Annotated in this window: 15 protein-coding genes and 2 pseudogenes; 15 read left to right on the forward strand and 2 right to left on the reverse strand. The window is 61.3% G+C overall.

Features of this window, described 5'->3' with window-relative positions; translation table 11 throughout:
• A partial coding sequence (locus B9Z39_RS14190; RefSeq protein WP_199221221.1) for a VCBS domain-containing protein occupies positions 1 to 7,714 on the reverse strand: 7,714 nt, incomplete at its 3' end.
• A gap of 219 nt (positions 7,715 to 7,933) precedes the next feature.
• Between B9Z39_RS14190 and B9Z39_RS14195 the strand changes: the two genes are divergently transcribed.
• The 9 genes and pseudogenes from B9Z39_RS14195 to B9Z39_RS14225 all read left to right on the forward strand — a co-directional run bounded on the left by B9Z39_RS14195 (position 7,934) and on the right by B9Z39_RS14225 (position 15,710).
• Positions 7,934 to 10,255, forward strand: a complete 2,322-nt coding sequence (locus B9Z39_RS14195; RefSeq protein ID WP_100147962.1) for a bifunctional salicylyl-CoA 5-hydroxylase/oxidoreductase — start codon at positions 7,934 to 7,936, stop codon at positions 10,253 to 10,255.
• Between the two features lie 4 nt (positions 10,256 to 10,259).
• Entirely contained in the window at positions 10,260 to 11,054 is a 795-nt protein-coding gene (locus B9Z39_RS14200; RefSeq protein ID WP_108302155.1) for an SDR family NAD(P)-dependent oxidoreductase, read from the forward strand.
• Positions 11,051 to 11,557 carry a MarR family winged helix-turn-helix transcriptional regulator gene (locus B9Z39_RS14205; RefSeq protein WP_108302156.1) on the forward strand — a complete coding sequence of 169 codons (507 nt, stop codon included), beginning with the start codon at positions 11,051 to 11,053 and terminating at the stop codon, positions 11,555 to 11,557. Before B9Z39_RS14200 ends, B9Z39_RS14205 begins: the two co-directional genes overlap by 4 nt.
• The gene (locus tag B9Z39_RS14210) at positions 11,554 to 12,414 is read left to right on the forward strand and encodes an enoyl-CoA hydratase family protein (RefSeq protein WP_108302157.1); all 861 of its coding nucleotides are present in this window, start codon (positions 11,554 to 11,556) and stop codon (positions 12,412 to 12,414) included. Before B9Z39_RS14205 ends, B9Z39_RS14210 begins: the two co-directional genes overlap by 4 nt.
• Positions 12,415 to 12,416: 2 nt before the next feature.
• Entirely contained in the window at positions 12,417 to 13,604 is a 1,188-nt protein-coding gene (locus B9Z39_RS14215) for an acyl-CoA dehydrogenase family protein (RefSeq protein WP_233249017.1), read from the forward strand.
• An 18-nt stretch (positions 13,605 to 13,622) separates the two neighbouring features.
• Positions 13,623 to 14,801: pseudogene (locus B9Z39_RS14220) on the forward strand (AMP-binding protein); the annotation flags it as partial.
• A 149-nt stretch (positions 14,802 to 14,950) separates the two neighbouring features.
• Positions 14,951 to 15,028 (forward strand): annotated as a pseudogene (locus tag B9Z39_RS17290) (hypothetical protein); the annotation flags it as partial.
• Positions 15,029 to 15,032: 4 nt separating this feature from the next.
• Positions 15,033 to 15,302, forward strand: a complete 270-nt coding sequence (locus B9Z39_RS17295; RefSeq protein ID WP_369908139.1) for a hypothetical protein — start codon at positions 15,033 to 15,035, stop codon at positions 15,300 to 15,302.
• 12 nt (positions 15,303 to 15,314) lie between these two features.
• Complete coding sequence (locus B9Z39_RS14225) at positions 15,315 to 15,710, forward strand: RidA family protein (RefSeq protein WP_108302158.1); 396 nt, start codon at positions 15,315 to 15,317, stop codon at positions 15,708 to 15,710.
• Between the two features lie 57 nt (positions 15,711 to 15,767).
• On the opposite strand, the gene B9Z39_RS14230 is transcribed toward B9Z39_RS14225, so the two are convergent.
• Complete coding sequence (locus B9Z39_RS14230; RefSeq protein ID WP_108302159.1) at positions 15,768 to 16,694, reverse strand: LysR family transcriptional regulator; 927 nt, start codon at positions 16,692 to 16,694, stop codon at positions 15,768 to 15,770.
• 292 nt (positions 16,695 to 16,986) lie between these two features.
• Between B9Z39_RS14230 and B9Z39_RS14235 the strand changes: the two genes are divergently transcribed.
• From B9Z39_RS14235 to B9Z39_RS17005, 6 genes are all read left to right on the forward strand, one after another.
• The gene (locus B9Z39_RS14235; RefSeq protein ID WP_100147955.1) at positions 16,987 to 17,346 is read left to right on the forward strand and encodes a PA2779 family protein; all 360 of its coding nucleotides are present in this window, start codon (positions 16,987 to 16,989) and stop codon (positions 17,344 to 17,346) included.
• Entirely contained in the window at positions 17,346 to 18,317 is a 972-nt protein-coding gene (locus B9Z39_RS14240) for a PA2778 family cysteine peptidase (protein ID WP_100147954.1), read from the forward strand. The genes B9Z39_RS14235 and B9Z39_RS14240 overlap by 1 nt, the downstream gene beginning before the upstream one ends.
• An 86-nt stretch (positions 18,318 to 18,403) precedes the next feature.
• Entirely contained in the window at positions 18,404 to 20,524 is a 2,121-nt protein-coding gene (locus B9Z39_RS14245) for a xanthine dehydrogenase family protein molybdopterin-binding subunit (protein WP_199221222.1), read from the forward strand.
• A complete protein-coding gene (locus tag B9Z39_RS14250) occupies positions 20,524 to 21,504 on the forward strand; it encodes a dihydrodipicolinate synthase family protein (RefSeq protein WP_108302160.1) in 981 nt (326 codons plus the stop codon). The genes B9Z39_RS14245 and B9Z39_RS14250 overlap by 1 nt, the downstream gene beginning before the upstream one ends.
• A gap of 25 nt (positions 21,505 to 21,529) precedes the next feature.
• On the forward strand, positions 21,530 to 22,015 hold the full coding sequence (locus tag B9Z39_RS14255) for a (2Fe-2S)-binding protein (RefSeq protein ID WP_108302161.1): 486 nt from the start codon (positions 21,530 to 21,532) through the stop codon (positions 22,013 to 22,015).
• Positions 22,012 to 23,487, forward strand: coding sequence for an FAD binding domain-containing protein (locus B9Z39_RS17005; protein WP_158269509.1), 1,476 nt, complete (start codon positions 22,012 to 22,014; stop codon positions 23,485 to 23,487). Before B9Z39_RS14255 ends, B9Z39_RS17005 begins: the two co-directional genes overlap by 4 nt.
• Positions 23,488 to 23,489 lie beyond the last annotated feature (2 nt).

Genomic DNA, 23,489 nt, shown 5'->3' on the forward strand with positions numbered 1-23,489 from the left:
CGATGCTGAATTGACCATAGCCGTTGTTACCCGCCACATTGGTCTGGGCAACGAAGGCTGCGCTACTGTCCACGTCGGTGGCGCTGAGGGTGCCGGTTGTTGAGAGCGAGGCTGCTGCATTGGTCTCAGTCAAGCTGGCTGTACTGGTTCCAGTAATGACTGCCGCGTCGTTGCTGCCCGTCATGCTGACGGTGATGACTTGGCTTGTTCCGTCTGCGGTTGCTACCGTGAAGCTATCGGTGTAGGTCTGTCCACCCACAAACTCGTTGTGCGCGCTGTTGGCCGTGTAGGTCCAGGCACCATCGGTTCCGATGCTGAACTGGCCGTAGCCGTTGTTACCCGCCACATTGCTCTGGGCAACGAAGGCTGCGCTGCTGTCGACGTCGGTGGCGCTGAGGGTGCCGGTTGTAGAGAGCGACGCTGCTGCATTGGTCTCGGTGAGACTTGCCGTGCTGGTTCCAGTGATCACCGCCGCATCGTTGCTGCCGGTCATGCTGACGGTGATGACTTGACTGGTGCCATCGGCTGTGGCCACCGTGAAACTGTCGGTGTAGGTCTGTCCGCCGACAAACTCGTTGTGTGCGCTGTTGGCGGTGTAAGTCCAGGCACCGTCAGCACCGATACTGAATTGACCGTAGCCGTTGTTACCCGACACATTGCTCTGAGCGACGAAGGCTGCGCTGCTATCGATGTCTGTAGCGCTCAAGCTACTCGTCGTACTCAAAGAAGCTGCTGCATTGGTCTCGGTGAGACTTGCCGTGCTGGTTCCAGTAATGACTGCCGCGTCGTTACTGCCCGTCATGCTAACGGTGATGACTTGGCTTGTTCCGTCTGCCGTTGCGACCGTGAAGCTGTCGGTGTAGGTCTGACCACCCACGAACTCGTTGTGAGCACTGTTGGCCGTGTAGGTCCAGGCGCCGTCGGTTCCGATGCTGAATTGACCGTAGCCGTTGTTACCAGCAACACCAGTCTGCGCAACGAAGGCTGCGCTGCTGTCCACATCCGTGGCGGACAACGTGCCCGTTGTACTCAAAGAGGCAGCTGCGTTTGTTTCCGTCAGGCTAGCTGTACTGGTTCCGGTAATGACCGCTGCATCGTTCGAACCCGTCATGCTGACGGTGATCACTTGGCTCGTGCCATCGGCCGTCGCGACTGTGAAACTGTCGGTGTAGGTCTGACCACCGACGAATTCGTTGTGCGCGCTGTTGGCGGTGTAGGTCCAGGCACCGTCGGTTCCGATGCTGAATTGACCATAACCGTTGCTGCCTGCCACAGCTGTTTGGGCGACAAACAAAGCTCTGCTGTCCGCATCCGTGGCAGATAGTAAGCCAGTGGTGCTCAGAGAAGCCGCTGCATTTGTTTCTGTGAGGCTCGCCGTACTGGTTCCTGTGATGACCGCAGCGTCATTCGATCCAGTCATGCTCACCGTGATCACTTGGCTCGTGCCATCCGCCGTCGCTACCGTGAAGCTGTCGGTGTAGGTCTGTCCACCCATAAACTCGTTGTGCGCGCTGTTGGCCGTGTAGGTCCAGGCACCATCTGCGCCGATACTGAACTGACCGTAACCGTTATTCCCAGCCACATTACTCTGAGCAACGAAGGCGGCGCTACTGTCAACGTCAGTGGCACTGAGTGTCCCGGTTGTGGAGAGCGACGCTGCGCTGTTGGTCTCAGTCAGGCCGGCGGTGCTGGTACCAGTGATGACAGCGGCATCGTTCGTGCCGGTCATCGTGACGGTGATTACTTGACTTGTTCCGTCTGCAGTCGCCACCGTAAAGCTGTCGGTATAAGTCTGCCCACCGACGAACTCGTTGTGCGCGCTGTTGGCCGTGTAGGTCCAGGCACCATCTGCGCCGATGCTGAACTGGCCGTAGCCGTTGTTACCGGCTACGCCTGTTTGCGCCACGAAAGCTGCGCTGCTGTCGACGTCTGTCGCAGACAACGAACCCGTTGTACTCAAAGAGACTGCACTGTTGGTCTCGGTCAAACTTGCCGTGCTGGTGCCTGTGATCACTGCTGCGTCGTTGCTGCCCGTCATGCTGACGGTAATGACCTGCGTCGTGCCATCGGCTGTCGCCACCGTGAAGCTATCGGTGTAGGTCTGACCACCGACAAACTCGTTGTGCGCACTGTTGGCGGTGTAGGTCCAGACGCCGTCGGTGCCAATGCTGAACTGGCCGTAACCGTTGTTACCGGCCACTCCAGTCTGCGCCACAAAGGCAGCGCTGCCATCCACATCTGTAGCGCTCAAAGTACCAGTTGTGCTCAAAGAAGCTGCTGCGTTTGTTTCGGTGAGACTTGCCGTGCTGGTGCCGGTGATCACCGCAGCATCGTTCGTACCGGTCATCGTGACCGTGATCACTTGACTTGTTCCGTCAGCTGTCGCCACCGTGAAGCTATCGGTGTAGGTCTGACCACCGACAAACTCGTTGTGAGCACTGTTGGCCGTGTAGGTCCAGGAACCGTCTGTACCGATGCTGAATTGACCGTAGCCGTTGTTACCGGCCACATTGCTCTGCGCAACAAAGGCTGCACTACTGTCTACATCGGTAGCACTCAAGCTGCCTGTTGTGGAGAGCGAGGCTGCGCTGTTGGTCTCGGTCAAGCTTGCTGTACTGATACCGGTGATCACCGCAGCATCGTTGCTGCCGGTCATCGTGACGGTGATCACTTGACTTGTTCCGTCTGCAGTCGCGACTGTAAAGCTGTCGGTATAAGTCTGACCGCCGACGAATTCGTTGTGCGCGCTGTTTGCCGTGTACGTCCAGGCGCCATCGGTACCGATGCTGAACTGGCCGTAACCGTTGCTACCTGCAACACCAGTCTGGGCGACGAAGGCGGCGCTGCTATCTACGTCTGTAGCGCTCAAAGTACCAGTTGTGCTCAAAGAGGCAGCTGCGTTTGTTTCCGTCAAGCTGGCGGTGCTGGTACCGGTGATCACCGCGGCATCGTTTGTGCCGGTCATCGTGACGGTGATCACTTGACTTGTTCCGTCAGCGGTGGCCACCGTGAAGCTGTCGGTATAAGTCTGCCCACCGACGAATTCGTTGTGCGCGCTGTTGGCCGTGTAGGTCCAGGCACCGTCGGTTCCGATGCTGAACTGGCCGTAGCCGTTGCTGCCGGCTACTGCAGTTTGAGCGACGAAGGAGGCACTGCTGTCCACGTCTGTTGCCGAAAGTGAACCTGTAGTTGAGAGCGAGGCTGCTACATTGGTCTCGGTCAAGCTGGCTGTGCTGGTGCCTGTGATGACTGCCGCATCGTTACTGCCGGTCATGCTGACGGTGATCACTTGGCTGGTGCCATCGGCTGTCGCCACCGTGAAGCTGTCGGTGTAAGTCTGACCACCCACAAACTCATTGTGTGCGCTGTTGGCCGTGTAGGTCCAGGCACCATCGGCGCCGATACTGAACTGACCATAGCCGTTGTTGCCTGCCACGCCCGTTTGCGCCACAAAGGCTGCACTGCTGTCCACGTCCGTGGCGCTCAAGCTGCCTGTTGTGGAGAGCGAAGCGGCGGCATTTGTTTCCGTCAAGCTGGCCGTACTGGTTCCAGTGATGACTGCTGCGTCATTCGATCCAGTCATGCTCACCGTGATCACTTGGCTCGTGCCATCGGCTGTCGCGACTGTGAAGCTGTCGGTGTAGGTCTGACCACCGACGAACTCGTTGTGCGCGCTGTTGGCCGTGTAGGTCCAGGCACCATCTGCGCCGATACTGAACTGACCGTAACCGTTATTCCCAGCCACATTGCTCTGAGCAACGAAGGCGGCGCTACTGTCAACGTCAGTGGCACTGAGTGTCCCGGTTGTGGAGAGCGACGCTGCGCTGTTGGTCTCAGTCAGGCTAGCTGTACTGGTTCCGGTGATCACCGCAGCGTCGTTCGAACCCGTCATGCTGACCGTGATCACTTGGCTCGTGCCATCGGCTGTCGCGACTGTGAAGCTATCGGTGTAAGTCTGACCACCCACGAACTCATTGTGCGCGCTGTTGGCGGTGTACGTCCAAGCGCCGTTGGTGCCAATGCTGAACTGGCCGTACCCGTTGTTGCCAGCTACGCCTGTTTGAGCGACGAAGGCTGCGCTGCTGTCCACGTCGGTGGCGCTCAACGTACCTGTAGTTGAGAGCGAGGCTGCTGCATTGGTCTCGGTCAAGCTGGCCGTACTGGTGCCTGTGATGACTGCCGCGTCGTTGCTGCCGGTCATGCTGACTGTGATGACCTGTGTCGTGCCATCCGCTGTCGCGACTGTGAAGCTGTCGGTATAAGTCTGCCCACCGACGAACTCGTTGTGCGCGCTGTTGGCCGTGTACGTCCACTGACCGTCAGTACCAATGCTGAATTGACCGTAGCCGTTGTTACCAGCAACACCAGTCTGCGCAACAAAGGCTGCGCTGCTGTCAACGTCTGTTGCAGACAGTGAGCCCGTGGTGCTCAGGGAAGATGCTGCGTTTGTTTCCGTCAAGCTGGCCGTGCTGGTTCCGGTGATGACTGCTGCGTCATTCGATCCAGTCATGCTCACCGTGATCACTTGGCTGGTGCCATCGGCCGTAGCGACTGTGAAGCTATCGGTGTAGGTCTGCCCCCCCACGAACTCGTTGTGTGCGCTGTTGGCGGTGTAGGTCCAAGCGCCATCTGTGCCAATGCTGAATTGACCATAACCGTTGTTACCGGCCACATTGCTCTGGGCAACGAAGGCTGCGCTGCTGTCGACGTCTGTTGCCGAGAGTGAGCCCGTGGTGGAGAGCGAGGCTGCTGCATTGGTCTCGGTCAAGCTCGCTGTGCTGGTACCCGTGATGACGGCCGCATCGTTGCTGCCCGTCATGCTGACGGTGATCACTTGACTCGTGCCGTCTGCGGTCGCCACCGTAAAGCTATCGGTATAGGTCTGTCCACCGACAAACTCGTTGTGTGCACTGTTGGCGGTGTAGGTCCAAGCGCCGTTGGTGCCGATGCTGAATTGACCGTAGCCGTTGCTGCCGGCTACGCCTGTTTGAGCAACGAAGGCGGCGCTGCTGTCCACGTCGGTGGCGCTCAACGTACCTGTAGTTGAGAGCGATGCTGCTGCATTGGTCTCGATGAGACTTGCCGTGCTGGTTCCTGTGATGACTGCCGCGTCGTTGCTGCCCGTCATGCTGACGGTGATGACTTGGCTTGTTCCGTCTGCGGTGGCAACCGTGAAGCTATCGGTGTAGGTCTGTCCACCCACAAACTCGTTGTGCGCGCTGTTGGCGGTGTAGGTCCAAGCGCCATTCGTGCCGATGCTGAACTGGCCGTAGCTGTTGTTACCGGCTACGCCTGTTTGAGCGACAAACAATGCACTGCTGTCCACATCCGTCGCGCTGAGGAAGCCGGTTGTTGAGAGCGATGCTGCTGCATTGGTTTCGGTCAAGCTGGCTGTGCTGGTGCCGGTGATGACCGCTGCATCGTTGCTGCCCGTCATGCTGACGGTAATGACCTGCGAGGTGCCATCCGCCGTCGCCACCGTAAAGCTGTCGGTGTAAGTCTGACCACCCACAAACTCGTTGTGTGCGTTGTTGGCGGTGTAGGTCCAAGCGCCGTCTGTGCCAATGCTGAATTGACCATAACCGTTGTTACCGGCCACATTGCTCTGAGCGACGAACCCCGCACTGCTGTCGACGTCTGTTGCCGAGAGTGAGCCCGTGGTGGAGAGCGAGGCTGCTGCGTTTGTTTCGGTGAGACTAGCGGTACTGGTTCCAGTAATGACGGCTGCATCATTCGAACCCGTCATGCTGACCGTGATCACTTGGCTAGTGCCATCGGCTGTGGCCACCGTGAAGCTATCGGTGTAAGTCTGGCCACCCACGAACTCGTTGTGCGCACTGTTGGCCGTGTAGGTCCAGGCACCGTCGGTTCCGATGCTGAATTGACCGTAACCGTTGTTGCCAGCGACATTGCTCTGGGCAGCGAAGGCCGAGCTGCTGTCCACGTCCGAGGCACTCAAGCTGCCTGTTGTGGAGAGCGATGCTGCTGCGTTTGTTTCCGTCAAGCTGGCCGTGCTGGTTCCGGTGATGACCGCTGCATCATTGCTGCCGGTCATACTGACCGTGATGACCTGCGAGGTGCCATCCGCCGTCGCCACCGTAAAGCTGTCGGTGTAGGTCTGTCCACCGACGAACTCGTTGTGCGCACTGTTGGCCGTGTACGTCCAGGCGCCATCGGTTCCGATGCTGAATTGACCGTAGCCGTTATTCCCAGCCACATTGCTCTGAGCAACGAAGGCGGCACTGCTGTCCACATCCGTCGCAGACAACGACCCCGTGGTACTCAACGACGCAACCGTGGTGCTCTGCGTCAAGCTAGCGGTGCTGGTCCCGGTGATGACCGCAGCATCATTGCTGCCCGTCATACTGACCGTGATCACTTGGTTGGTGCCATCCGCTGTGGCCACCGTGAAGCTGTCTGTATAGGTCTGGCCACCCACAAACTCGTTGTGCGCGCTGTTGGCCGTGTAGGTCCAAACACCGTCGGTGCCGATGCTGAACTGGCCATGACCGTTGTTTCCCGCCACATTGCTTTGCGCCACAAACGAAGCACTGCCGTCCACGTCTGTGGCCGACAAAACACCTTTGGTGCTCAATGCTGCTGCGCTGTTGGCCTCTACCAAGCCAACCGTGCTTGTGCCTGTGATCACTGCCGCATCGTTGGTACCTGTGACGGTTAGCTTCACCGACGTCGGGGTGACCAAGCTGCCATCGCTGACGCCGTAATCAATTTGAATCACTTGTTGTTGTCCCGCCGCCAGCGACTGAAAAGCCGCATGACTGGGATCAATCACAAACGAGTGGGTGCTGGCGTTGAAAGTCACGCCATTGGGCAAACTGCTGGGCAAATTCACCACACTCAAGACAGTGCCCGCATCTGGGTCTGATGCATTGAGCAAAGCATCCACGCGCAGAGTTGCACTGTCTTCAATGGTGCTCACCACCAAAGGAGCCGTCACCACTGGAGCCGTGTTGGTGGGAGTGATCGGGGTCACCAACAAGGCTGCTGTGTTGGGCTGAAACACCTGCGTGGGCGTGATCACCGCATTGGTCACTGTCGGACTGCTGATTGGGGCGACCACAGGCACCACCGCAGCTGCCGCCACGGCTTCGGCCGGACTGGCCACCGTGGGCGCTGTCACCGTGGGTGTGACAGGTGTCACGCTGGGAGCCGTCACGGTGGCTGCTGTTGCATTGGTCACACTCGCAGCGCCTGACCCGGCTGTCACGCCAGCGCGAGCCACCTGCGCTTGTGCAAGGCCCGTTCTCATGCCACCTGCTTCTGCCACGGTCACTTGCTGAACGGCCACATCTGGGCCCGCGCCACCTGCCACAAGCCCTGTGGGCAATACATTGTTATTGGCAACTGGTGCCGCCAGCCCTGCCAAGGTGTTCACGCCACCCAGATCGGCACTGCGGCCCGAACGGTCACTGTTGCTGCCACTGGTTTGTGAATCGTTCGACTCGGCCGCTCGGGCACTGCTGTTGAGGTCTTCCTGGTTGTGCGTTGGCACCGGATCTTTAGAGAACAAACTCGGCCCGTCTTGCACGCCAGCAGCAGGCGTTGCCACGGGCGTATCCACCCGATTTTGGGTGGGGCCGCCTGATGGCGCAGAAGAATCCCCCTGCTCAGCCAGTTGCTGCTGAACATTCAAGCTGTCGAGCTCTTGCGCGTCGAAGGCCTGTTGGCTGGTAGAGATATTTGCTTCGGCCACGTGGCATCCTCATTGCTTTACTGTATTTGTGAGAAATAGTTTATTCATCAAAATTGTTAAAAACTAGATTAACAAGGGTCATATAACTTTGGTTATATGGCCTAGATTCCAAGCGCAGCAAGGCGTTGCGCAAGAAAAGCACTTGACAGATTTTTGAATTTGAAGGAAAGTTATTTCAATATTGAAATATACAAGTCCGAAACAAATCAGGAGTGCGTCATGAAAATCGTCTGTATCGGAGGAGGCCCAGCGGGGCTGTACTTTGGTTTGCTCATGAAGCAGCGCAACCCAGCCCACGACATCACCGTGGTCGAACGCAACCGCCCTTACGACACCTTTGGCTGGGGCGTGGTGTTCTCAGACGCCACCATGGACAACATGCGCGCCTGGGACCGCGAGACAGCCGATCAGATTCAAGAAGCCTTCAACCATTGGGACGACATTGAGCTGCTGTTCAAAGGCCGTCGCATTCGCTCAGGTGGCCACGGCTTTGTGGGCATTGGCCGCAAAAAACTGCTCAACATCTTGCAGGCACGCTGCGAGCAACTGGGCGTGAAGTTGGTGTTTGACTGTGATGTGCAGTCCGACCTCGACTTCCCCGATGCCGACCTGATCATCGCCAGTGACGGCATCAACTCCACCGTCCGCACCCGCTACGCAGACACCTTCAAGCCCGACATCGTGACGCGCCCCAACCGCTACATCTGGTTGGGCACGCACCGCCTGTACGACGCCTTCACCTTTGATTTTCAAAAGACCGAGCACGGCTGGTTCCAAGCCCACATCTACAAGTTTGATGACACCACCACCACCTTCATCGTCGAGTGCCCAGAGCATGTGTTTCTGGCCCACGGCCTAGACAAAGCCGACCAAGAAGCCTCGATTGCGTTTTGCGAAAAACTATTTGCCGACAACCTGCAAGGTGCCAAGTTGATGACCAATGCGCGCCATCTGCGCGGCTCGGCCTGGCTCAATTTTCAGCGCGTGGTCTGCGAGCAGTGGTGGCTCAAAAACCAACACAACAGCCACGTGGTGCTGATGGGCGATGCGGTGCACACAGCCCACTTTGCCATTGGCTCGGGCACCAAGCTGGCGATTGAAGATGCGATTGAACTCACCCGCCAGTTCGAGCTGCTCGGCGATGACCCCAGCCACATCACCGATGTGTTGAAGGCCTACCAAGAAGCGCGCCGCATTGAAACGCTGAAAATTCAAAACGCCGCCTGGAACGCCATGGCCTGGTTCGAGGTGTGTGGCGAACGCTACTGCGACCAGTTGGAACCTGAGCAATTCATGTACTCCATGCTCACACGCAGCCAGCGCATCAGCCACGAGAACCTGCGCTTGCGCGACAAGGCCTGGCTGGACGGCTATGAGCACTGGTTCGCCCAAGACAACCCGGCCTTGCCCGCCACACCGCCTATGTTCACGCCGTACAGCGTGCGTTCGGTCACGCTGAAAAACCGGGTGGTGGTCTCGCCCATGGCGCAGTACTCGGCCGTCAACGGCATCGCGGGCGATTACCACTTGGTGCACCTAGGCGCGCGCGCCATGGGCGGCGCAGCCCTGGTGTTTGCCGAAATGATTTGCACCAGCCCCGACGCGCGTATCACCCCCGGTTGCCCGGGCCTGTGGAACGACGCACAAGCCGACGCGTGGCAACGCATCGTGACCTGGGTACACGCCAACAGCGACGCCAAAATGGCCGCACAAATCGGCCACGCCGGAGCCAAGGGCTCCACCCGTCGCGCCTGGGACGGCATTGACCAACCCCTGAGCGACGACGACACCGAAGCTAACTGGCCGCTCTTGAGCGCGTCGCCCCAGCAATACATCGAAGGCGTGAGCCAAACCTCGCACGCCATGACCCGCGCCGACATGGACCGCGTCAAAGCCGACTTTGTGGCGGCCACGCAGCGGGCCGCACGGGCCGGCTTTGATTGGTTGGAGCTGCACTGCGCGCACGGCTATTTGCTCTCAAGCTTCATCTCACCGCTCACCAACCACCGCAGCGACGCGTACGGTGGCTCGCTCGACAACCGGCTGCGCTACCCGCTGGAAGTGTTCCAGGCGGTGCGTGCGGCGTGGCCCGAGCACCTGCCCATGTCGGTGCGTATCTCCGCCCACGACTGGGTACAAGGCGGCATCACGCCAGACGATGCGGTGCTGATGGCCAAAGCCTTCAAAGCCGCAGGCGCTGACCTGATCGACTGCTCGTCGGGCCAGGTGAGCAAACAAGAAAAGCCCGTGTTTGGCCGCATGTTCCAAACCCCGTTTGCCGACCAGATTCGACAAGAAGCGGGCATTGCCACCATCGCCGTGGGTGCTATCAGCGAAGCCGACCACGTCAACAGCATCATTGCCGCAGGCCGTGCCGACTTGTGCGCCGTGGCCCGCCCGCATCTGGCCAACCCCGCCTGGACCTTGACCGAAGCGGCCCGGATCGGCTACCAAGCCGTGTCATGGCCCAAGCAATACCTATCGGCCAAGCGCCAAATCGAAGCCAACTTCGAACGCGCGGCCACACAAGCACTCAAATAAACCTATGACAACCCTTCCCCTCCACGCACGTCATGCCGTGATCACCGGCGCCGCCCGTGGCATTGGTGCTGCCATCGCCAAGCAACTGGCCGATGCCGGTGCCAGCCTGACCTTGATGGGGCGCAACGCCGACAGCCTGCAAGCACTGGCTCGCACACTCGGCCCCACAGTCCGCGTGCACATCGAAGCCGCCGATGTGAGCGATGCAGCCGCCATCGAGCGCGCCATGGCGGCCAGCGTGCAGGCCCTGGGCCCGGTGAACATTCTGGTCAACAACGCAGGCCAAGCAGCCAGCCTGCCCTTTGGCAAAACCGATTTGGCGCTGTGGCAACAGATGCTCAACGTCAACCTCACCGGCACCTACCTGTGCACCCATGCGGCACTGCCCAGCATGCTGCAAGCCGCCGCCCAAGGCACGCCTGGGCGCATCGTCAACGTGGCCAGCACGGCAGGCCTGCAAGGCTACGCCTACGTCAGCGCCTACAGCGCCGCCAAGCACGGCGTGATTGGCCTGACCCGGTCACTGGCCTTGGAATTGGCGCGCAAAGGCATCACCGTCAACGCCATCTGCCCCGGCTATACCGAGACCGACATCGTGGCCGAGGCCATTGCCAACATCGTGCAGAAAACCGGCAAGACGCCCGACGAGGCGCGTGCTGCACTGGCCGAACGCAACCCACAACAACGCTTGGTGCAACCCATGGAAGTGGCGCACGCCGTGCTCAGCGTGTGCCTGCCCGGCAGCAATGCCATCAACGGACAAGCCATCGCCGTCGATGGCGGGGAGTTGGCAGGATGAACCACCTAGAAACCGAAGACCTGGAGTTGCGCGCGCGCGACGACCACCACGCCTCACTGCGCCTGTGGCTGCGCCTGCTGTCGTGCACCACCCTGGTGGAAGACGCCATCCGGCAGCAACTGCGCGAGCAGTTCGACATTTCGCTCTCGCGCTTTGACTTGATGGCGCAACTCGAACGCCACCCCGAAGGGCTGACCATGGGCGAGCTGTCACGCCGCATGATGGTCAGCGGCGGCAACACCACCGTCATCGTGGACCAACTGGAAAAAGAACAGCTGGTGCAGCGCCAAGTCGCCGCCAAAGACCGCCGCTCATTTCGTGTGCTGCTCACGCCCTCGGGCCACAAAGCCTTCGCCAGCATGGCCTCGGCCCACGAAGGCTGGGTGGTGGCCTTGTTCAGCGGCTTGTCAGAGCGCCAACAGCAGAAACTCAGCAACTTGCTGGGCCACCTCAAAACCAGCATCCACCACAGCCAGTCCAACCCGCCCTCGGAGCACGCATGAGCACCACCTACCTCAACGGCCAACCGCACCAACTGCCACGTCACCGCCAAACCCTGGCGGGTTACCCAGCCGAACACTTTTTATTCGAAGTGAACGACGGCGTCGCCACCATCACCCTCAACCGACCCGAGCGCAAAAACCCGCTGTCGTTTGGCTCGTATGCCGAACTGCGCGACCTGTTTCGCGCCATGTGCTACGCCGATGATGTGCACGCAGTGGTCATCACCGGCTCAGGCGGCAACTTTTGCTCAGGTGGCGATGTGCATGAAATCATTGGCCCCCTCACCCAACTCGACATGCCGGGCTTGTTGGCCTTCACGCGCATGACGGGCGACCTGGTCAAAGCCATGCGGGCTTGCCCGCAACCCATCGTGGCGGCCATTGACGGCATTTGTGCCGGTGCCGGTGCGCTGTTGGCGCTGGCCTCCGACTTGCGCTACGGCACCGAGCGCAGCAAAACCTATTTCTTGTTCAACAAGGTGGGCTTGGCCGGCTGCGACATGGGCGCCTGTGCGCTGCTGCCGCGTGTCATTGGGCAAGGCCGTGCGTCTGAGTTGCTCTACAGCGGCCGTGGCTTGCCCGGTGCCGAGGCCGAACGCTGGGGCTTTTACAACCGCGTCTGCGCCCCCGACGAGGTGTTGGCCCAAGCCCAGGCCATGGCACGCGAGCTGGCCCACGGCCCGACCTTTGCCAATGCGATGACCAAAAAAATGTTGCAACAAGAATGGAACATGGGCGTGGACGAAGCCATCGAGGCCGAAGCCCAAGCCCAGGCCATTTGCATGATGACCAACGACTTCCACCGGGCTTATCACGCCTTCGTGGCCAAGCAAACTCCGGTTTTCCAAGGAGACTGACGATGACCCGCCTCAGACCCATGCCCGGTGAGTGGCCACCCGAACTGGATTGGCCCTTCTTTGACGACGCACACCGTCAACTCAAAAGCGACCTGCATGCTTGGTGTATCGCACACATTGGCGGTGAAGCCGAACACGACCACGATGTCGATGCCCAGTGCCGCCATTGGGTACAGGCCTTGGGCCGTGGCGACTGGTTGCGCTATGCCGTGGCGGGCTTGGCCTACGGCGGCGACCAGGATGTGATTGACACCCGCTCCATCTGCTTGCTGCGCGAAGAGCTGGCCTGGCACCACGGTTTGGCCGACTTCGCCTTTGCCATGCAGGGCCTGGGCTCGGGGGCCATCAGCCTGTTTGGCACCGAAGCGCAAAAACAAAACTACCTGCCGCGCGTGGTGGAAGGCAGCGCCATCGCCGCCTTTGCCTTGAGCGAACCCCACGCCGGCTCGGACGTGGCCGCCATGGCTTGCAGCGCCACCTTGGATGGCGACCACTACGTGCTCAATGGCGAAAAAACCTGGATCTCCAACGGCGGCATTGCCAATTTCTACGTGGTGTTTGCGCGCACGCAAGAGGCCCCGGGGTCACGCGGCATCAGCGCCTTCATTGTCGACGCCGACACACCGGGGCTGGAAATTTCAGAACGCATTGACGTCATTGCGCCTCACCCCTTGGCCACGCTGCGTTTTGTCAACGCACGCGTGCCCGTGTCACAACGCATGGGCGAAGGCGGCCAAGGCTTCAAAGTGGCCATGGCCACGCTCGATGTGTTTCGCACCTCGGTGGCAGCCGCTGCTCTGGGCTTTGGACGGCGGGCCCTGGACGCCTCTATCAGCTGGGTGCGTACACGGCAAATGTTTGGCCACAACTTGGGCGACTTCCAAATCACCCAAAGCAAGATCGCACAAATGGCCACCTTGCTGGATGCCGCCACCTTGCTCACCTACCGTGCAGCCTGGCTGCGTGACCAGGGGCAGCGCATCACCCGCGAAGCGGCCATGGCCAAGATGACCGCCACCGAGAGCGCCCAGCAAATCATTGACATGGCAGTGCAGCTGCACGGTGGCATGGGGGTGAAAAAAGGCAGCATCGTCGAGTCGCTCTACCGCGAGATCCGCGCCTTGCGCATCTACGAAGGTGCCACCGAAGTGCAGCAGCTCATCATCGGGCGTGACCTGCTCAAGCCCTGACAGGACGAAAGGCGTGGCATGACACACACACACCATCCAGGGCCTGACAACGCACCGCTGAGTGCCTCGTCACACCTTGACACCTTTACCCGTGACCGACTGCCCCCGCCCGAGCAATGGCCGCTGTTTGTGTTTGACCAGCCCGAGCTGCACTACCCCGACTTTTTAAACGTCACCGTCGAACTGGTGGACCGGCATGTGCAAGAGGGCCGGGGCGAACGCCCGGCCATCCACGGCCCCCAGGGCACGTGGAGCTACCGGGTGTTGCAACAACAGATCGACCGCATCGCCCAGGTGCTGATCCACGACATGGGGCTGGTGTCAGGCAACCGGGTGCTGCTGCGCGGTGCCAACAGCCCCATGATGGCGGCCTGCTGCTTGGCCGCCTTCAAAGCCGGCATGGTGGCGGTGCCCACCATGCCCTTGCTGCGAGCCACCGAGCTGAAACAAATCCTCGACAAAGCCCAGGTCAGCGCCGCCCTGTGCGCCAGCAGCTTGGCCGACGAGTTGGCACACTGCCTGGACCCGGCACACGCGCAACACGCACCCAGCTTGCAGCAGATGGTGGTGTTTGGCAGCGATGCGCCCAATGGGCTGGAAGCGCGCATGCAGCGCTTTGACCAGCCCTATGGGGGCCACCCCACCACCCGCGACGACGTGTGCCTGATTGCCTTCACCAGCGGCACCACCGGCAAGCCCAAAGGCACCATGCACTTTCACCGCGACGTGCTGGCCATGTGCGACTTGTTCCCACGCCATGTGCTGCACATGGGGCCTGACGATGTGGTGTGCGGCACCCCGCCCATCGCCTTCACCTTTGGCTTGGGTGGCCTGCTGGCGTTTCCGCTGCGCCATGGCGCCAGCACCGTGTTGCTGGAAAAACTCACACCCGAGTTGCTGCTGCACACCATTGAAAAATACCGTGCCACCCAGTGCTACACCGCGCCCACGTTCTACCGACAAATGGCGCTCTTGGCCGATGGCGTGGACCTGAGCAGCTTGCGCCACCCAGTGTCTGCCGGTGAAGCCTTGCCCGAGGCCACGCGCCAACTGTGGCTGCAACACACGGGCATTCCCATCACCGACGGCATTGGTGGCACCGAGGTGATTCATATCTACATCGCCAGCGCTGGCAAAGATTGGCGCCCCGGCACCTTGGGCCAAGTGGTGCCGGGCTACCAAGCCCAAATCGTGGATGACGGCATGCAGCCCGTGCCGCCCGGCACGCCTGGACGCCTGGCCGTGCGTGGCCCCACGGGCTGTCGCTACTTGGACGACCCACGCCAAACCGACTACGTGAAAGACGGCTGGAACCTGCCCGGTGACACCTTTGTGATGGATGCCGACGGCTACTTCAGCTACCTCGCGCGCAACGACGACATGATTGTGTCGGCGGGCTACAACATCGCAGGCCCCGAGGTTGAGAGCGTGTTGTTGCAACACCCGGCTGTGGCCGAATGCGGCGTGGTGGGCGCCCCCGACGAAGCACGCGGCCATGTGGTGAGCGCCTATGTGGTGCTCAAAGCTGGCGTGGTGGCCAGCGACGCGTTGGCCAGCGAGTTACAAGACTTTGTCAAAGCCCAGATCGCACCCTACAAATACCCACGTCGCATCGACTTCGTGGCCCAACTGCCGCGCACTGAGACCGGCAAATTGCAACGTTTTCGTCTGCGCCAAATGGCGCAAACACCGCACTGAGAAAGGCTCCCCATGTGGCATGTTTTACAACCCGAAGGATGGATTGCTCCCAAAGGCTATGCCAATGGCATTGAGGCGCGGGGTCGCCAAATTTATGTGGCGGGCATGATTGGCTGGAACGGCCAAGCCCAGTTTGAGAGCGACGACTTTGTGGCGCAATGCGCGCAGGCGCTGCAAAACATTGTGGACACCTTGGCCTGCGCCAAGGCGGGCCCACAGCACATGGTGCGCATGACCTGGTATGTGAAAGACAAAAAAGAATACCTAGCGCGTGGCCGCGAACTCGGCCAGGTCTACCAGCAGGTGATGGGGCGCCATTACCCCGTCATGACCTTGGTGCAAGTGGCCGACTTGGTGGAAGACCGCGCGCAGGTGGAAATTGAAGTCACTGCGGTGGTGCCTGACTGACACCTGGGCAGCAGCACAAACAGACGCTCTCTCTCGTGCTCTGACTGAGGCACACGCTCAGGCCTTGCCTGCGTGCTTTTTGAAATGCTCCATGAACGCTTGCGCCGCAGGCGAAATGTCGGCCCCTGATTTGGTGAGCGCCACAATTTGGCGCGACACCGTGGGCGAGACCAAGGCCAGCGTGGCAATGGACGAGGAAGGCGACAAGGCTTGCGCCCGCGAAATGGCGTAAGACGGCAACACCGACACGCCCTCACCCGCCACCACCAGCCCCAGGGCTGTGGCCACCTGCGACACCTCATACGCGGGTTGTATGCGCCGACTCCAACGCGCAAACGCTTGGTCTACCAGCGTGCGCAAACCGCTGCCATGACGCAACAAAATCAAGGGCTCACTCAAGAGGTCTTGCCACGCCACCTCGCGCTGCTCGGCCAAAGGGTGCGAGGTGTGGCATGCCAGCATCAAGGTGTCGGCATACAGCGGTGTAGCCAGCAAATCCACGCTGTCATCGTTGGCGGTGCACACCGCCATGTCCACGTGGCCCTGGCGTACCAGCGCGGGCAACGAATCCACAGGGCCGTCTAGCAACTCCACCCGCACCTGCGGGTGCTGCAAGCGAAAACTCGCAATCAACTGAGGAAACAAGGCGCTGGCCAACAAAGGCGTGGCCACCAGACGCAGCAGGCTATCTTTCATGTGTTGTGCTGCGTGCAAACGGCTCAAGCCTTGCTCCAGCTCTTCAAACACCCGCTCGACCGTGGGTAAAAACTGTTGACCGGCCTCCGTCAACACCAAGCGACGCGTGGTGCGCTCGAACAAGCGTGCGCCCAAGTCGTCTTCCATGGCACGCACCAGCATCGACAAAGCCGAAGGCGTGAGGTGCAGCTTGGCCGCCGCACGCGTCATGCTGGACTCTTGGGCCACGGCCAAGAAAGCACGCAGTTGGCGCAAGCTCAGATTGGAGGTGGCGAGTTGGGAAGACATCGTCCAAGTTTATGTCGCGCGTTTGAACGGGTCGGCTCAGGCTAGCGGGCGTGTATGAGCACTTTTTGATGAATTTATTAATAAATGTGCTTTTCGCACATTTTTGATATAAACTCACAAAAACGATCTTCATAAGCGCAATATGAACACCGCACCAGACACACAACACACATCGGGAAGGTTTGACCAAGGATCAAACCTCTGCGATGCAGCAGGTTTGTCGGGTGGCGGCACCGGCACGGTCAGCCATGGCGTGTCTCTCCTGTCTGTCTCACTTTTTAAAGGAACCATCATGAAATACCACACTGCTTTTTACCGCGTGCTCACCGCCGTATTGACCACAGCCATGCTCGCCCAAGCGCCCCTGGCCAAAGCCGACATCGTCGAGACCGAGGCCCTCAATGCACAAACCCAGTTGGAGCAAGACCGCGCCAAAGTGCAAAGCTTTGTCGAGCGCGCCAGCGTGAAAGAAAAACTCGAAGCCATGGGCGTGGGGGGGCTGGTGTCCCAGGGCCGCGTGGATGCGCTGAGCGAACAAGAAGTGCACGCCTTGGCGCAACGCATTGATGCCATGCCCGCAGGCGGCACCCTGAGCCAGATGGACATGGTGATCATTCTGATGGTCGCCATTTTGGTCGCCGTGGCCATCTGATGGCGCAGCGCTCCTTGGGCTGGTCGCTCTGGTGGCTGGCCGGGCCGCTGTCTTGGCTGCTGGCGGGGTGCGTGAGCCCGGCGTCCGTGGACGTGTCGCGTTTGGCGGATTACCGCGCGCAAAACAGCCTGCCGCAACAGGTTGAACTGGTCAACGTGCCGTTCTACCCGCAAGACGATTTCCAGTGCGGCCCCTCCTCCCTGGCGATGGTCTTGAGCCACGCCGGGATCCTGCGTTCGCCGCAGTTGCTGGAAGACGAGGTGTACCTGCCGCAACGCCAGGGCAGCCTTCAACTAGAAATGCTGGGTGCCACGCGGCGTGCCGGTGCGCTGCCCTATGTGCTGCAAGCGCAACCGCAAGCGCTGCTGGCCGAACTGGCGGCCGGGCACCCGGTGGTGGTGTTGCAAAACCTCAGGTTCAATGCCTTGCCACTGTGGCACTACGCCGTGGTGGTGGGTTACGACTTGAATGCGGGCACGATGCTGCTGCGCTCGGGTGACCAAAAACGACTGGTGATGTCGGTCGAAGATTTCGACCGCAGTTGGGCCAGGGCGCAGCGCTGGGCCTTTGTGGCATTACGCACCGACACCTTGCCTGCGACAGCAAGGGCCACAGACTATGTGAGCGCCGCCATCACGCTGGAGCGTGTCGCGCCCCTGCAAGCCCAACAGGCCTACCAAACAGCACTCAAAGCCTGGCCCACCCACTTACCAGTCTTGATGGCCTCGGGCAATGCCAGCTACCGCCAACATGCGCTGGCCGATGCCAGGGCCGCCTACACCCAAGCCACGCTGCACCACCCGCAAGCGGGGGACGCCTGGAACAACTTGGCACAGGTGCTGCACGAGATGGGACAAACCGCAGCCGCCAACGAAGCCGCTCTGCGCGCCGTGGCCTTGGGTGGTCCGCACGCACAGACCTACCAAAACACCTTGGCCAACCTGCGCAAGACCCAACCATCAACGCCATGAGCATCCACAAGATTGCACAGCTTCTCTGCATGATTGTTCAATTTATTTCGCTTCGACTCTGAAGCAGGCTTTGGTTGAATACAGGGGTGACATCGACCACCCCATCCAGTGCGAACCAGCACACCACACGCCGTGAAGACAACGCTTTGCTGCGCGGCCAAGCGTGTTTTGGGCAAGACGTGGCACTGCCAGGCGCATGGCACATGGCCTTTGTGCGCAGCCCCCATGCGCATGCCAGCTTGCTGCGCATTGACGCACAAGCCGCCAAAGACATGACCGGTGTGGTGGCAGTGCTCACGGCCACCGATCTGGGCGAGCACCACATGCCCCAGATCAACCCACTGCTGCCACTGCTGCAGCCCCAAGACTTTCCGCTGCTGGCCAGCACCAGCCTGAACTACGTGGGCCAACCCGTGGCAGTGGTGGTGGCCAACACGCGCCAAACGGCCCAAGCCGCCGCCGCACAGGTGGTGCTGCACTGCCAGGCTTTACCGGCCCGCACCGATTGGTCCGACGCGCAAGCCCCCACCACCCACACCCAGCATCGCCACGGTCAGCTGCCCAGCCACAGCGCGCACCAGGTGCAGGTGCAGTTGGTGTCACCCCGTGTCACCGCCATGGCCATGGAGCCCCGTTCGTGCAGCGCACAGTGGCACGCCGACACGGCCAGCGTCACCATTTGGCTGGGCAGCCAAACCCCCTCACGCGCGCGCGCCGACATGGCGCGTGTGCTCGGTCTGCCGCACAGCCAAGTGCGCTTGATCAGCCCCGACGTGGGCGGTGCTTTCGGTGCCAAAGCCTCGGTCAGCCCCGAAGACTTGTTGGTCGCCTTGACCGCCCAGCACCTGCGCGCCACCGTGCGCTGGACCGCCACCCGCTCGGAAGACTTTGCCGCCGGCATGCAAGGCCGAGGCTCGCAACTGAACGGTCGTTTGAGCCTGGACGCACAGGGCAACTTCACCGGCTTGTCGGCCCAGTTGCATTTCACCCTCGGCGCTTGGTTGCCATTTTCAGCCGTGGTGCCCTTGCGCAATGCGGCGCGCATCTTGCCTGGCCCCTACCGCGTGGCAGCGCTGGATGTGCAAGGCCAGGCCACCCAGGCGCATGCGGCCCCGGTCAACATTTACCGAGGCGCTGGGCGCCCCGAAGCCGCCTTGCTGATGGAAACCTTGGTCGAGCAAGCGGCGCGCCAAGCGGGCATCGACCCGGTGGCTTTGCGCCTGAAGAATTTGATTGCCGCCACCGACATGCCCTACACCACACCCAGCGGTGAGGTGCTCGACTCGGGCGACTACGCGGCCTTGCTGCGCCAAGCCTGCGAGAAGTTTGACTACACCGCAGAACGACAACAACAAGCCGAGCGCCGCGCGCGCGGTGAGTGGGTGGGCATTGGCTTGGCCTTGTATGTAGAGCCCTGTGGTCAGGGCTTTGAGTCGGCCCGCGTGACCCTGCACGGCGATGGCCGCGTCACTGTGGCCAGCGGCGCACCTGCGCAAGGCCAAGGCCACGCCACCACCTTCGCACAGATTGCCGCCGAGGCACTGGGCTGCGACGCGTCACTTGTGACGGTGCTCATGGGCGACACCGACCACTGCCCCGACGGCACGGGCGCGTTGGCCAGCCGCAGCACCGCGATTGGTGGCAGCGCGATTGTGCAAGCCTGTCGCAGAGCGCTGGCTTTGCGCGAGGGCGGCGCGACGTACCCCATCGTGGTGGACGAGCGCTTCACCAGCGACGAAGCCTGGAGCTGTGGCTGCGTGATGGCACGCCTGGGCCTAGACCCCGACACCGGCCACCCCACAGTGGAACGCCTGGTGTGGGCCGACGACGCGGGCCACATCGTCAACCCCACACTCGCGCACGGGCAACTCGTGGGCGGGGCCGCACAAGGCCTGGGCCAAGCCATGCTGGAGCGCTTGGTGTACGACGCACAAGGCCAGCTCATCACCGGCTCGCTGATGGACTACGCCGTGCCCCGCGCCGACGACATGCCTGCCATCGAGATCATCTCGTTGCACACCCCCAGCCCCAACAACCTGCTGGGTGCCAAGGGCGTGGGTGAGGCCGGCTGCATTGGTGTGCCCGCCGCTTTGATGAATGCCGCACGCGATGCGCTCTCGCCCCTGGGTGAGTGCGCGTTGAACTTTCCCCTCACGTCAGAGCAACTCTGGCGTGCCATGCAAGATCACTTTGAAGAGGACCTGTGATGAAGTACAAAAAATCTGACGCCAAAGCCTATGCCCGCCAACACATGGTGGGGGTGTGGGCGGCCAGCCTGTCACCGTTTGATGCCGAGGGCAAGCTCGACGAGCAGGCTTACCGCGAGAACCTGCAACACTGGATCAACGACCTGCAACTTGGCGGTCTGTTCATTGCGGGCAAGCAGGCCGAGTTTTTCTCGATGAGCATCGACGAGCGCAAAACCTTGATGCGCATTGCCGTGGAAGAAGCGGCCAAAGCCGGTGACCGGGGTGGCATGGGCCACTGCGGCATCGTGACCTCGTGCTCAGACACCAACCTCGACGTGGTGCTGGAGCTGGGCCGTTACTCGCAAGAGATTGGGGCCGACTACGTGATCGTGCACAGCCCGGTGCTGCACTTTGGCGCACACACGGATGAGACCATTTACGAGTACTACCGCTACCTGACCGAGCAACTCGACATTGGCCTGGCCATGTGGAACCACCCCGACTGCGGCTACGTGATGAGCCCTGAGCTGTGCGACCGCATTGCCGACTTGCCCAGCGTGGTGGCCATCAAGTACAGCACCGACCGGGCGGCCTACACCCGACTGACGCAACTGTCTGGCCACAAAATTCACGTCAGCAACCCCGACGAAGAAGACTGGCTGGACAACATCATCGAGCTGGGCTGGAAGCTCTACCTGTGCTCCACCCCCCCGTTCTTGTTGCAGACCAAGGTGGACCAACGCATGAACGAGTACACCCGTCTGGCGTTTGCAGGCAAGTTCGACGAAGCACGCCAAGTCAGCCAAAGCCTCGACCCCGTGCGTCAGGCCATGCGCAAATCCAAGCCCAAAGGCAAGCCCCAGGCCCACAGCAAGTACTGGCAAGAGCTGCTGGGCCAACACGGTGGTTTGGTGCGTCGCCCGCTGTTGCAACTGACCGACGCCGAGCGCGAGGCCACGCGCCAAGCCTTTGCCGAGTCGGGCTTGCGCCTCAAGTAAACGTCACACCAGCAAGCGTCACACCATGCACCGTGCTTTGCAGCTCACGCTCAACGGCCAGCCCAAGTCGCTGGAGGTGGTGCCTTCGGCTTGGCTGATCGACGTGCTGCGCGACAGCTGCCAACTCACGGGCACCCACCAAGGCTGCGACACCGCCCAGTGCGGTGCCTGCACCGTGCTGGTGGACGGCCTGGCGGTGAAGTCTTGCAACCGGCTGGCCTTGCAAACACAGGGCCGCAGCGTGACCACGATTGAAGGCGTGGCCCCCGACGAACACGCGCTGCACGTGATGCAGCAATGCTTCACCCGCCACCACGCGCTGCAATGCGGGTTTTGCACCGCAGGGTTTGTGATGCGCGCGCTGGCCATGGTGCACGAGGCTGTGCCCGCCGAAGAACACGCGGTGCGTGCCGCGCTCTCTGGCAACCTGTGCCGCTGCACCGGCTACGAGGGCATTGTCAAAGCCGTGTGCGAAGGCCTGCGCTTGCTGCGCCAAGAGGCCGCGCCATGAGCGGTGTGCAATACCTGCGCCCCACCTCGCTTGCCGAGGTGCAGGCCTGCTTGCAGCAACACCCTCAGGCCCAGTTGCTGGCGGGCGGGCAAAGTTTGCTCGCGGCCATGCGCCTCGGGCTGACGCAGCCTTCGCACCTGGTGGATCTGCAAGACGTGCCAGAGTTGCAAGACATTCGGGTCACCGACGACGGCGTGTGGATCGGTGCCATGGCCACCCACGCCCGCATTGCCGCCCATCCAGAGATTCAGCAACACCACCCCATGCTGGCCAAGTTGGCGCATGGCATTGCCGACCAACAGGTGCGCAACGTGGGCACCATCGGTGGGTCTTTGGTCAACAACGACCCTGCGGCCTGTTGGCCTGCCGGTGTGTTGGCCTATGACGCCACCTTGTTCACCAGCCAGCGCGAAATACCTGCCGACCAGTTCTTCACCGACTTGTTCACCACGTCCTTGCACGCCGGTGAAGTGTTGCTGGGTGTGCTGTGGCCCGCGTGTGCCTCGGCGCAGTATGTGAAATACGAACAACCTGCTTCGCGCTTTGCCATGGTGGGGGTGGCTGTGACACGCACCACCAGGCACGACCACAGCCCCGTGCGCGTGGCGATCACGGGCTTGGGCAACGGTGTCACGCGTTGGCCTGAAGCTGAAGTTGCCCTGCAAGCACACTGGTCGGTGCAGGCCTTGAACGGTGTGCACCTGAGCGCTGAGCTGGCGCACACCGATGTGCACGCCAGCGCCAGCTACCGCGCCCACTTGAGCGCAGTGCTGTGTCGCCGTGCGGTGGCGGCACACACGGGCGAGGACGCGCAGCTGCCCAGGCCCACACCCTCCAGCACGCCCCGAGCGCCAGCCTCACGCGTGCTCAAGGACCGCGCCCACAGCGCGACGCAGCCAACGAACAACCCGACGGCCATCAGCGGCAGCCACCACTTGGGGCAAACCGTGGCGGTGGTGTGGGACGCGGTGTTGGACCCAGTGGTGTTGCAGCAATGCATTCCGGGTTGCGAGTCGATACAACGCCTGAGCGACACGCAGTACACCGCCGTGGTCAAGGTGGGGCTGGGCCCGGTGTCGGCGCGCTTTGAGACACAGATATGCGTCATGCCCCTGTGCACGCCCTCACAAGGCGAGCCTGCTGTTTGCCGTTTGCACCTGTCGGGCCACGCTGGCAGCTTGGGCCAAGGCGAAGCCGAGGTGGTGGTGCAACTGCGCGCCCACGCGACAGGCACCAGCCCTGCGGCCCAAGGCACGCACTTACAGTGGCAAGCCACGCCGCAGATGAGTGGTCAACTGGCGCAGCTGGGCAATCGGCTCATGCAAGCCAGCGCACGCAGCTTGAGCACACAATTTTTTGAGCGTTTGGCGCGCGTGTTGTCTGGGCAAGACGCCAGCCCGCCAAAGCGCGGTTTCTTTTCGGCTATCGCCGAATTCTTTCGTCACTGGCACCCACTTATTTTCAGAAAGTAAGC

This window comes from Limnohabitans sp. JirII-29 (assembly GCF_003063395.1).
Taxonomy (GTDB): domain Bacteria; phylum Pseudomonadota; class Gammaproteobacteria; order Burkholderiales; family Burkholderiaceae_C; genus Limnohabitans.